At 39.1% G+C, this 11,943-nt stretch carries 12 protein-coding genes; 10 read left to right on the top strand and 2 right to left on the bottom strand.

The window, feature by feature from the left end:
- From H4K35_RS07555 to H4K35_RS07545, 3 genes are read left to right on the top strand one after another with little or no spacing between them, the layout of a single operon-like run.
- Complete coding sequence (locus H4K35_RS07555; RefSeq protein WP_182626767.1) at positions 1-624, top strand: SprT-like domain-containing protein; 624 nt, start codon at positions 1-3, stop codon at positions 622-624.
- 10 nt (positions 625-634) lie between these two features.
- The gene (locus H4K35_RS07550; RefSeq protein ID WP_182626766.1) at positions 635-1,705 is read left to right on the top strand and encodes a mannose-1-phosphate guanylyltransferase; all 1,071 of its coding nucleotides are present in this window, start codon (positions 635-637) and stop codon (positions 1,703-1,705) included.
- Between the two features lie 52 nt (positions 1,706-1,757).
- Positions 1,758-2,465, top strand: a complete 708-nt coding sequence (locus tag H4K35_RS07545) for a sterol desaturase family protein (protein ID WP_182626765.1) — start codon at positions 1,758-1,760, stop codon at positions 2,463-2,465.
- Positions 2,466-2,560: 95 nt separating this feature from the next.
- Here H4K35_RS07545 and purE read toward each other — a convergent pair whose 3' ends face one another.
- Both purE and H4K35_RS07535 read right to left on the bottom strand, forming a co-directional pair.
- A complete protein-coding gene (purE, locus tag H4K35_RS07540; protein ID WP_182626764.1) occupies positions 2,561-3,043 on the bottom strand; it encodes a 5-(carboxyamino)imidazole ribonucleotide mutase in 483 nt (160 codons plus the stop codon).
- A gap of 3 nt (positions 3,044-3,046) precedes the next feature.
- Positions 3,047-4,201, bottom strand: coding sequence for a 5-(carboxyamino)imidazole ribonucleotide synthase (locus H4K35_RS07535; RefSeq protein ID WP_182626763.1), 1,155 nt, complete (start codon positions 4,199-4,201; stop codon positions 3,047-3,049).
- Positions 4,202-4,943: 742 nt separating this feature from the next.
- Here H4K35_RS07535 and hpt point away from each other — a divergent pair.
- The 7 genes from hpt (at position 4,944) to H4K35_RS07505 (ending at position 11,936) form a co-directional block, all read left to right on the top strand.
- Positions 4,944-5,477 (top strand): hypoxanthine phosphoribosyltransferase, encoded by a 534-nt coding sequence (gene hpt / locus H4K35_RS15785; protein WP_255492397.1) that lies wholly within the window; start codon positions 4,944-4,946, stop codon positions 5,475-5,477.
- 33 nt (positions 5,478-5,510) lie between these two features.
- Positions 5,511-6,086 (top strand): adenylate kinase, encoded by a 576-nt coding sequence (locus H4K35_RS15780; RefSeq protein ID WP_255492396.1) that lies wholly within the window; start codon positions 5,511-5,513, stop codon positions 6,084-6,086.
- A gap of 53 nt (positions 6,087-6,139) precedes the next feature.
- Positions 6,140-7,141: a GTPase ObgE gene (gene obgE / locus H4K35_RS07525; protein WP_182626762.1), complete on the top strand. Its 1,002-nt coding sequence runs from the start codon at positions 6,140-6,142 to the stop codon at positions 7,139-7,141.
- Between the two features lie 174 nt (positions 7,142-7,315).
- Complete coding sequence (locus H4K35_RS07520) at positions 7,316-9,634, top strand: putative monovalent cation/H+ antiporter subunit A (RefSeq protein WP_182626761.1); 2,319 nt, start codon at positions 7,316-7,318, stop codon at positions 9,632-9,634.
- Positions 9,615-10,055, top strand: coding sequence for a Na+/H+ antiporter subunit B (locus tag H4K35_RS07515; RefSeq protein ID WP_182626760.1), 441 nt, complete (start codon positions 9,615-9,617; stop codon positions 10,053-10,055). The genes H4K35_RS07520 and H4K35_RS07515 overlap by 20 nt, the downstream gene beginning before the upstream one ends.
- A 19-nt stretch (positions 10,056-10,074) precedes the next feature.
- Positions 10,075-10,428 carry a Na+/H+ antiporter subunit C gene (locus H4K35_RS07510; protein WP_182626759.1) on the top strand — a complete coding sequence of 118 codons (354 nt, stop codon included), beginning with the start codon at positions 10,075-10,077 and terminating at the stop codon, positions 10,426-10,428.
- Entirely contained in the window at positions 10,425-11,936 is a 1,512-nt protein-coding gene (locus H4K35_RS07505) for a proton-conducting transporter membrane subunit (RefSeq protein WP_182626758.1), read from the top strand. Before H4K35_RS07510 ends, H4K35_RS07505 begins: the two co-directional genes overlap by 4 nt.
- Positions 11,937-11,943 lie beyond the last annotated feature (7 nt).

Genomic DNA, 11,943 nt, shown 5'->3' with positions numbered 1-11,943 from the left:
TTGATTACGATACTCAAACCCTATTTACCAGAACAAGCTTTAGATGCAGCTTTTGAATTGATTAAACACTACCACATTCACCTGAAAATTGTGAATGAAAGGGTAACAAGACACGGTGACTATACGAGAGGATTCGACGGCAAACACTTGATTACGATCAACTCCAATCTCAATCCTTACCGTTTTTTGATGACGTTAATTCACGAAATTGCACACTTAGTAGCTTTTCAGAAGTATGGAGGAACGATCAAACCGCATGGTGTGGAGTGGAAGCAAACGTTTCGCTTACTCATGTTGCCTTTTTTACGACCAGAGGTCTTTCCAGATCGATTGTTGCCTTTATTGGCCAATCACTTTAGAAATCCCGCTGCAAGTAGCGATACTGATGAGCGCTTGTCTATCGCAATGCGCATGTATGATGCAGTAGAAAAAGGCACTAACCAGTGTTTTGTATATGAAATACCCTTGGGAAGTCATTTCAAAACGCATAATGGCAAGGTGTTTAAACGAGGTCCTTTACGAGTAAAACGATTTGAGTGTTTAGAAGTAGCAACAGGGCGATTGTTTGTCTTCAAGGCAAACGCCGAAGTTGAAATGATGACACATTATGTTGTAAAACAATAAGAAGAATAGTATGAGTTCGAATTATTATGCTGTTGTAATGGCGGGAGGAGTTGGTTCGCGTTTTTGGCCAGTTAGTACTCCAGAATTCCCCAAACAGTTCCACGATATGTTAGGGTCAGGGGAAACCTTGATCCAGAAAACGTTTATGCGATTGTCTCAGTTAATCCCAAAAGAAAATATTTTGATCTTGACGCATGAGAATTATAAAACAATCGTTCAAGAACAATTGCCAGCTGTAGCATCTACTAATATAATACTAGAACCTGCCATGCGAAATACTGCACCGTGTATTTTGTACGCAGCGATGAAGATAAAAAAGCTCAACCCTGATGCGGTAATGGTAGTTGCACCTAGCGACCATTGGATTGAAGATGAACTTCAATTTGTCTCTAATTTACAACGTACCTTTGATGTGTGCGAAAGAGATCAAGTCTTGATGACCTTGGGTATACTCCCTACTTTTCCCAATACGGGATACGGCTATATTGAATTCAATAAACTAGACTCAAGACCAATTAAAAAAGTAGTTCAATTCAGAGAAAAGCCAGACTACGTCACGGCGAGAAAGTTCATCCAAAGTAGACACTTCTTGTGGAATTCGGGTATTTTTGTGTGGAGTGTTAGTGCGATCTTAGATGCTTTTTCTAATTTTCAGCCCGAAATGAGCGAGCTTTTTGACGCGGGGTATGATTTACTTAATACCGATCAAGAAAAGGCTTTTATAGACGAAAATTACTCCAAGGCAGCAGATATCTCTATCGACTATGCGGTAATGGAAAAAGCGAATAACGTTTACGTTTTGCCAGCGACCTTTGATTGGAATGACCTCGGTACTTGGGGGTCGCTCTACGACAAGCTACCCAAAGATATCTCAGATAACGCAGTCGTTAATGCAGACGTATATTTCAATGATGCTACCAATAACATCGTGAGATCAGATAAAGGAAAACGTGTGATAATTGACGGATTAAGTGATTATATTGTCGTGGATAAAGAAGACATTCTATTGATCTATCCGAAGAAAAAGGAACAAGAAATTAAAACAGTTAGTCAGTATATCGAGGCTAAGAAAACAAAATAGATGAAGAAGTCCTTGTTGTTTAGCAAGGATTTTTTTTATAAATAGGAATTACATGAGTCAAATCGAACAGTTATTTCACAGTGATTTCAAAGTTATCACAGCTTTAGGAGCAGTGCTGAATTTAGCTTTGATACTAGCCTCTTTGTCTCTCTATGTAATTTGGCATAGGTTGCGAAAGAATAGCGTTGAGGTCAACGACGTTCAACCTATTGTACGATCTGATGTGTGGGCTGTACTCTCGACTTGGGGCTGTAACGTATTGGTTTTTGTCTTGGGTGCTTTTACCTGGAAACAGGGCTATTTGATCGTCGATTTTACCGCACCAAAGTGGGGCGTTGTCCTGATTCAATTGTTAGTTTTGATTCTGATTGTCGATTTCCTGATGTACTGTTTTCACAAACTAGCCCATGCTAAGTTGTTGTATCGCTTTATTCATCAAAAGCACCACGAACATATCGGGGTAAATGCATTGAGTCTTTTTGTGTTGAGCCCGTTTGAAGCTCTTGGATTTGGAGCTATGCTTCTTGTCGTTCTCTATGTATATCCCTTTCACTATGTTGCGGTTGGTATTTATTTGATAATCAACGTGATTTGGGGAACCATAGGTCACTTTAATAAAGTTAGAGCTTTGCGAACTAAAGGCTGGGTGAGTTGGTTGGGAACAGCGAGTTTTCACAATAGACATCACTTAGATCCCCAAACAAATTTCGGTTTTTATACTACCTTATGGGATCGACTCTTTCGTACAAGTAAAATTTAATCTTGTGTGCTTGAACTTAGGCAAAAAAAAACCAGCAGCTCGTAGAACTACTGGTTTAGTTTATCTTAATTGATACGTGTGTATCACTGTTTTTACTATTGTTTTAGCGTTGCCGCTGCTTTTAAAACAGCTTCTCTCAGTCCGTTTTTATAAGCGATCATTTTTTGTTGGAGTTCTTGGTTTTGGCTTCCCAAAATTTGCAAAGCCAATAAACCTGCATTTTTACCTCCATTTAATGCAACGGTTGCAACAGGTACACCACCTGGCATTTGCAAAATAGAAAGTACACTATCCCAACCATCAATTGAATTGCTTGACTTTACTGGTACTCCAATCACGGGAAGGGGAGACATAGACGCTACCATACCCGGTAAGTGTGCGGCTCCGCCTGCACCTGCGATAATTACTTGAATACCTCTGCTATGTGCATGAGATGAAAACTCAACTAATTTTTCAGGAGTACGGTGTGCAGAAACGATATCTACTTCTACTTCAACGCCAAATTCTTTGATAATATCGATGGCGTCTTGCATGATAGGCATATCTGAGATACTGCCCATTACTACAGCTATTTTCATAATTTATTGACTGATTACTTTGATGGTTTCTTTCACTTGTTGTGCGATTGCTCGCGCTTTGTCCATATCGCTATTCACAATGGTAACATGCCCCATTTTGCGGAAAGGTCTGGTTTCTTGTTTTCCGTAGATGTGAGGGGTAACACCTGCAATAGCAAGAATTTCGTTCATGCCCTCGTAATATACTTGTCCTGTGTATCCTTCAGCACCTACTAGGTTAACCATGACGCCCGCTACTTTGCTGTCTGTATTACCCAATGGTAAATCTAAAATAGCGCGAATATGTTGTTCAAATTGTGAGGTATAGCTTGCTTCTATCGAGTAGTGGCCTGAATTGTGTGGACGTGGTGCTACTTCGTTAACTAGAATTTCGTCCTCTTGCGTTTGAAACATCTCAACCGCCAATAAACCAACATGATTAAATTTTTCAGAGACACTTAGTGCAACTGCTCTTGCTTTGTCCGCTACTTTTTCATCAATGCGCGCTGGGCAAATCACGTATTCCACTTGATTTGCTTCAGGGTGAAACTCCATCTCTACAACGGGAAATGTTTTAATTTCACCAGAGGCTGAACGAGCTACAATAACCGCTAATTCGTTTTTGAAGGCAACCATTGTTTCTGCAATGCACTCCACCTCCGGTAATCCCGCTAGGTCTTCAACCAAATGAACCACTTTTACTCCATTGCCATCATAACCGAATTGAGCCGATTTCCATACAAAAGGAAGGGCAATGCGATTTTCATTGACTGCGACTTGTAGTGCCTCTTTAGTTGCGTAACGTGTATAGGGCGCTGTAGGGATGTTATGAGAAGTATAAAAATCCTTTTGTTTGCCTTTGTGTTGAATCAAACGCAACGTTTCAGGCGCAGGGTATACTTTTATTCCCTCTTGTTGTAATTGATCTAAGGCATCCAAATTAACACCTTCAATTTCAATGGTCAAAACATCTACTTTTTTTCCAAAGCGATATACCGTTTCATAGTCCATTAAATCCCCTTGAAAAAATTGATGTGCACCATATTGTGCTGGCGCCTCTTTACTTGGATCCAAGATAAAAGTAGCAATGTCAAACTTGCGGGTGTCGTACAAAAGCATTTTTCCCAGTTGTCCACCACCTAATATTCCCAAGCGAAAATCAGTTGAATAATAATTCATTGTGTTGTTGTAATTGTGTTTGTGCAAAGATATACTAATTCAAATGGTGAACATATAGTCCCAACAAAAAAAGTCAGTAAACAACCCCTAAAGAATTAAAATAACCGCTTGATCGATGCATAGCGGGAATAGGTAAGTAGTATCTAATATCTGGTTTTATTGAACTTTATGAGGATAGGGGAGATACAAACCGAGATAATAGAAAAATAGTAGTGTGAAAAAAAACTTAAAATACCGCTTGGTTAGTTAAAAAATTAACTTATATTTGAAACAATATAATTAAGGTATATTGTATTAAAAAATAATATATGCCCTTGATCTGGTGTATAAAAAGTAATCTTAACAATAAAACTTATTAGCTTTGGTTTTAGAGTTAGATTGAATTAGTTTGTTTTAGACGTAGCGTTTGTAGAAAGCGCTACGTTTTTTTTTAGGCACTATCCTTACATAGTACTAAAGCTCTTCCCTAGTTGTGCCAAGGAAAAAAAAATGCGGTATTTGCGAGAGGGAATCTTACTGCTGTTAATGATTGGAAAACCGAAGAAGAGGGGAAATATTTATTTCTAGCTTGTTTTCTTTGTTCAGATTTGCCCCTAACTATTGGTTAACATACCGTCTTGGGAGCTGTTATTCAAAGTAATTTTTCGAATTTCACTATGAATTTGTTTGGAATTCATTACCTAAGGTGTATAAATGTGGTGTATCTTTTTTGTATATTTGCAAATTATCAATTCAATTGTTTATGGAAATCCAAGTTTTAGACAAGACTTTTGTTCCTTTCATTTCTGAAAAACAAATTCAAGAGAGACTCAAAGAGATCGCAAGTGAAATACTGCAAGACATGAATGGAGAAACGCCAGTTTTTATTGGTGTTTTGAATGGATCTTTTATGGTTGTTTCCGATTTAGTGAAGCACTATAAAGGCGAGTGTGAAATGAGTTTTGTCAAGATGGCTTCATATATTGGAACCCAATCGACAAATCAAGTCAATCAGTTATTAGGACTAGATATTGACGTAACGGATCGCCGCGTAATTATCATTGAAGATATTGTAGATACTGGAAATACGTTGGTAGCCTTGAAAAAGCTTTTCGAACAACAACGTCCAAAAGAATTGAAAATCTGTACCTTGTGTTTAAAACCAGAAGCCTATACCAAAGATATTAAATTGGACTATGTCGCTTTTGAAATTGAGAACAAATTTATCGTAGGATATGGTATGGATTATGACAAGCATGGAAGAAATATCCCGGCTATCTATCAGATAAAAGAATAATAAACAGTAACAGCATAAATAAAGTATAGTAGCATGATTGCAATAGTTTTATTTGGAAAACCTGGTGCAGGTAAAGGTACTCAGGCAGAATTTCTAAAAGGAAAATACAATTTAACTCATATTTCTACTGGAGATGTATTTCGTTATAACTTAAAAAACGGAACAGAATTAGGAAGACAGGCCAAGGTCTTTATGGATAGAGCAGAATTAGTCCCAGATTCTATTACAATTGATATGCTTGCAGATGAGGTAGAGAAAAACATGGATAAAGCAGGGTTTTTATTTGATGGATTTCCGCGTACCATTCAACAAGCAGAAGCTTTAGAAGCTTTATTAAAAGAAAAAAACATTCGTTTTGTAGGAACAATTGGTTTAGAAGCTGATGACGATGTTTTGGTGCAACGTATCCTCGAGCGCGGAAAAACAAGTGGAAGAGCAGATGATCAAGATGAGAAAATCATCAGAAGTCGCTATGAAGAATACAATGAAAAAACTGCGCCATTAATTGAGTACTATACGGCAAAAAACTGTTACAATTCCGTAGATGGAATTGGTAGCGTTGAAGAAATTACAACGCGATTAAGCGCTGTGATTGACCGCTTGATCTAATCGATCTTTTGCAAACGAAAGACAAATACAAAGACAAGGTAATAAAATAAAAGATGACTGAAGGGAATTTTGTAGACTACGTAAAAATTTATGTAGCCTCAGGAAAAGGTGGAAGAGGTTCTACGCATTTGCACCGAGAAAAATTTATTGAAAAAGGAGGTCCTGACGGTGGAGATGGTGGACGAGGAGGTCATGTCTATATTGTCGGAAATGAAGGGCTATGGACATTGTACCATTTAAAATTCATGCGCCACATTAAAGCGGGACACGGAGGAGATGGAGGAAGTTCAAGAAGTACAGGAGCAGACGGAGAAGATAAAGTTATCGAAGTGCCTTTGGGTACTGTTGTAAAAGACAAAGAAACAGGAGAAGTTCTCTTTGAGATTACCGAACACAATGAGAAGCGCATTTTAGGAAAAGGGGGTAAAGGAGGGTTAGGTAACTGGCACTTTAGAACGTCTACAAATCAAACGCCTCGTTATGCTCAACCAGGGATGCCTGGCCAAGAACTAGACATTATCCTCGAGTTAAAAGTGTTGGCAGATGTAGGGTTAGTAGGTTTTCCCAATGCAGGAAAATCAACCTTGTTGTCTGTCTTAACTTCAGCTAAACCCAAAATTGCAGATTATCCGTTTACAACTTTGAAACCCAATTTGGGAATCGTCGCTTACCGCGATTTTAAATCGTTCGTAATCGCTGATATTCCTGGAATTATTGAAGGTGCAGCAGAAGGAAAAGGCTTAGGTCACTATTTCTTGCGCCACATTGAGCGAAACTCAACCCTTCTATTTATGGTTCCTGCTGATGCAGAAGATATCCAAAAAGAATATGAGATTTTGCTGGATGAACTCAGAAGATACAATCCTGAAATGCTCGATAAAGACCGCCTTTTGGTGATTACTAAATCTGATATGCTCGACGAAGAGCTAAAAGCAGAGATGAAAGAAGAACTCGATCAAACTTTACAAGGCGTGCCCTATATGTTTATATCGGCAGTTGCTAATCAAGGTTTGCAAGAATTAAAAGATAGATTGTGGCAAATGTTAACTAACTAAGCCTGTAAAGCGAGATTTTTCAATCTCGCTTTTTTTATGGATATACCTGCTTTTAAATGGTTATAGTTTTGTTAAATAAAGACGCATTTCTTGGTTTTTTCTAGTTTTTTTTTGATTTTTTTATATATTTACCCTCAGTTGAAATATTCGGAAAAAGAGAAATAAAGCTCATTTATGCTATTAATTATTTTACTCACTTTTGTACTAGCTTTTAGTACACTTTTCCTGAAGGGTTTAGGACGTTCTAAGTTTACAGGATTATTAACTTTACTACCGTTCGGTCTTTTTGTCTATTTCCTATCCTTTATACCACAAATAAAGTCTGGAAAGGAAATAGTAATGTTTAGAAATGAATGGGTACCCTCTTTGGGTATTGCTTTTGACTTCAAGCTAGATGGATTAGCTTTGTTGTTCGCCCTCTTGATTACAGGAATTGGAACACTCGTCTATTGGTATGCCTCATACTATCTAAAAGGACATGTTTATATTCACCGGTTTTTTTCGTTTCTCGGACTTTTTATGGCCGCCATGTTAGGGGTTGTACTGTCAGATAACTTAATTACCTTATTTGTATTTTGGGAATTGACCAGTATTACTTCCTTTTTCCTGATCGGATTTAATAACGAAGAGGAAGACTCGCGAAAAAGTGCACTTTGGGCACTCGGAATTACAGGTCTCGGTGGGTTTTTCTTGCTTTCTTTTGCCGCAGTAGTCGGCAGTATTGCAGGAACCTATTCCATTCACGAATTACTGACCCAATCGCAATTCTTAAAAGAACACAGCTCTTATGGCATTTTGTTGTTCTTCTTGTTCATGGGAGCTTTTACAAAATCTGCCCAATTTCCTTTCCACTTTTGGTTGCCCGGTGCCATGAAAGCCCCAACACCTGTGTCGGCTTACTTGCATTCTGCAACTATGGTGAAAGCAGGAATATATCTTTTAGCGCGTTTTACGCCTATTTTAGGGGATCACCTGTATTGGAATACCACTTTACAGTTAATAGGCGGTATAACGATGTTATTTGGCGCAATACACTCAGTCTTCCGCAAGGATATGAAGGGAATATTAGCTTATACAACTATCTCTGCCCTGGGAATGATCGTTTTTCTACTTGGAGTAGGATCAGAAAATGCTATTTATGCCGCTGCGATTTTTATTTTAGTACACGCTTTGTACAAAGCAACGCTTTTCTTAGTTACAGGAACCGTCGACCATCAAACACATACCCGTGATATCAATCAATTGGGAGGATTGTACAAAGCAATGCCAGCACTAGCTACTGCCGCTTTGATCGCCGCCCTATCAAGTGCAGGAATTCCCCTCACATTTGGTTTTATAGGGAAGGAAGTTATTTACGACGCCACGTTTAATTATCCTATTAATCCTTGGGCCTTGGTGTTTACCATTGCCGCAGTGGTGACCAATGTATTCCTGACGGCTTCGGGATTCCTCGTGGGAATCAAACCATTCTTCGGCAAAGTGAAAGAAGCTTGCCAAGAGGTGCCTAAACCATCTATTCAAATGTGGCTGCCCCCTTTGGTACTGGCTGCATTGAGTTTGATTTTTGGACTTCTCCCTCAATTCGTCAACGTGGAAATCCTCGGATCTGTTGTACGTGCTATCGGTGGAAAACCTATTGAAATGGAATTGGCTATATGGCACGGCTTTAATGAGATTGTAGCCCTGAGTGGAGCAACTATCATTGGAGGTACAGCTCTGTATTTTGCCTTTAAGGGATACAAAAACTCCCTAGACGTTATGTCGCGCTTTTGCAACGTTTCGCCTCAACATATTTTCGGTTACGCCATCGAGAAGTTTAGGCTTTTTGCCTATGCTTATACTCGCTTGTTCCAAAGTGGCTACCTCCGCTTGTATTTGATGGTGATAATCGTTTTCTTCATCGGACTTGTCGGGTATAAATTATTCGCCGATGTGCCGTTGCGCGTGAATACCGAAGGATTATCTGAGTTTAGAGTGTACGAATTAGTCGTATTTTTAATTACGGTAATAGCTATTTTCTTTGCCATCAATACGCCTTCGCGTTTGTCTGCTATCGCAGCAACGGGAGTTGTGGGCTACTGTATCTGTTTGATCTTCGTTTTCTACGGTGCACCCGATTTAGCCATGACACAATTTGCAATTGATACCCTAACGGTGGTGCTCTTTGTATTGGTTTTGTTTAAACTACCCGGTTTCCTCAAACTCAGTAACCGAAAAATACAAGTGAGAGATGCTGTCGTATCTATCGCATTTGGCGCTTTAATATCGTTGATTACCCTCCAAGCCCTAGTGTCTCCAGCAGATAAAGAAATTAGTCGATACTACGCTGAAAATGCCTATGTGCTAGCAAAAGGTAAAAACGTGGTAAACGTGATTCTCGTTGATTTTAGAGGATTTGATACATTAATTGAGACCATCGTACTCTCCATCGCTGCATTAGGTGTATATGGTCTACTAAAATACGGAAAGAAAGATGAAGAAATCTCCGAATAAGAATCAAGTATTGGATTCAACAATCCTGCGAACGGCAACGAATTATTTATTGCCTTTGCTGATTTTGTTCTCTTTGTTTGTATTATTACGAGGACATTATCTCTCAGGAGGTGGCTTTGTCGGCGGATTAATCGCTTCCATTGCCTTTGTGTTACACTCCTTCGCCTATAGTACAAAACAAACCTTAGCGCTGTTTCAGTTCTCACCAATGCGTTTGATCGGGCTGGGGTTGTCGATTTCAATTATCAGTGCACTTGTCCCTGTTTTTGTGGGATTACCCGTGATGACAGGTGTTTGGTTCGCCGAATCTGTAGCCGTTATCGGAGCCGTAGGAACTGCCCTATTTTTTGATATTGGCGTGTATTTGGTTGTAATTGGCGTGGTATTGACCATCCTCTTTACAATCGCAGAAAATGTTTAATGATTAAAGATACCTATACATGGAATTATTACTAGTCGCTTTAGTAGGGATATTGTATTCAGCCGGTATTTATCTCATGTTTCGACGAAGCATGGTTAAATTGCTCTTAGGATTGATGATGCTGGGAAATGGAGCGAATATCCTTATCTTTTTAATGGGGGAACTAACCAAAGGAAAAGCACCTATAATCGATGAAGAACACACCCAGTTTTTTGATGCTTATGCTGATCCAGTGCCCCAAGCACTTATCTTAACGGCAATCGTAATCAGTTTTGGCTTAACTGCTTTCGCCATTGTTTTACTGAATAAAGTGTACAGTACTACTGGAACAGACGACTTAGATTCCCTTAATATTCAAGATTTAGATATATGATTTCAAACTTCATATTAGCGCCCATATTTGCTCATATGTTTACAGCGGTTGTGTTGTTGATTTTTTGGAAAAACGTCAAAATTCAAAAAATAATAAGCATCGTTGGAAATAGTATTGCGTTTCTCCTGTGTTGGAATTTGTTTACAGCCACTTGGGAGCACAGCGCTATTACCTTACAACTCGGAAGCTGGAAAGCGCCTTTTGGAATAACATTCGTAGCTGATACGTTAAGTGCCGTTATGGTTTTATTAACCGCAACAGTCGCTTTGGCCGTAGGGATCTATTCTACGTCCGCTATTAATATCAGCCGTATAAAATACGGTTACTTCATCATCTTTCACTTCCTCATCATGGGATTGTTAGGTGCCTTCTTAACTGGAGATATCTTCAACTTATATGTGTGGTTCGAGGTGGTGATTATCTCTTCCTTTGTTTTGCTAACCCTAGGGGGAAAGAAGAGACAAATGGAATCCGCAGTCAAGTACGTTACAATGAATATGTTGGCCTCAACCATTTTTTTAACAGCCATCGGAATCCTTTACGGAATTACTGGAAGCTTAAACATAGCCGATCTTGCACATCAAGTAGCAATTGTAGAAAATCGCGGACTTGTAACTGTCACAGCCTTGTTGTTCTTCGTTGGATTTGGAATCAAATCTGCTGTATTCCCGATGTATTTCTGGTTGCCTTCCTCTTATCATACGCCACCTTCAGCTATTGGGGCTATTTTTGGCGGATTACTTACCAAGATGGGAGTGTACTCCATGTTTCGCGTGTTTACTATTGTCTTCCAACCCGATGACTTTCTCCTTGGTGTATTTGTTGTCATTGCCATCCTAACAATGATCAGCGGTGCCCTCGGCGCAATCAATAAGCGAAATATTCGACGTATTCTTTCTTACTTTATTGTCTGTCATATCGGATACCTCATTGCTGGTTTTGGTTTGTATACCGAATTAGCCTTCGTAGGGGTGATCTTCTACCTGATTCACGATGTAATTGTCAAGAGTAATTTGTTTATGATGAGTGGGTTAATTCAAAAGATTAGAGAAACTCAAGACATCAACCGCTTAGGAGGATTGTATAAAGATTATCCGAAATTGTCGATTCTCTTTGCCGTGATCTTGTTCTCACTGGTAGGAATCCCTCCTTTATCAGGATTCTGGCCCAAAATCATGCTCTTTCAAGAAGCCTTTCGATTGGAACAATATGTCTTGCTAGGGACATTGATTTTTGCGAGCTTTATAACCTTGTTTATCGTAGCCCGTATTTGGTCCGAAGTGTTTTGGAAGGATTTACCCAAACCCAATAGCGAAGAAATTGACCACTTTGCCCCTTTTGTGAGCTCTGGGAAAGTAGCCCTGATCTTACCAGTAGCCGCTTTAGCTGCAGTGTCTTTGTTTATCGGGTTTAATGCGCCTTTAATTTTCGAAGTATCTGAACGTGTTGCCCACGAGATGATGAATCCTTCGATTTATATAGAATCAGTTTTACAAGGGATAAAATAACGAAAAC

This window comes from Myroides sp. NP-2 (assembly GCF_014145665.1).
Taxonomy (GTDB): Bacteria; Bacteroidota; Bacteroidia; order Flavobacteriales; family Flavobacteriaceae; genus Flavobacterium.
This window is presented reverse-complemented; position numbering and strand designations above follow the sequence as displayed.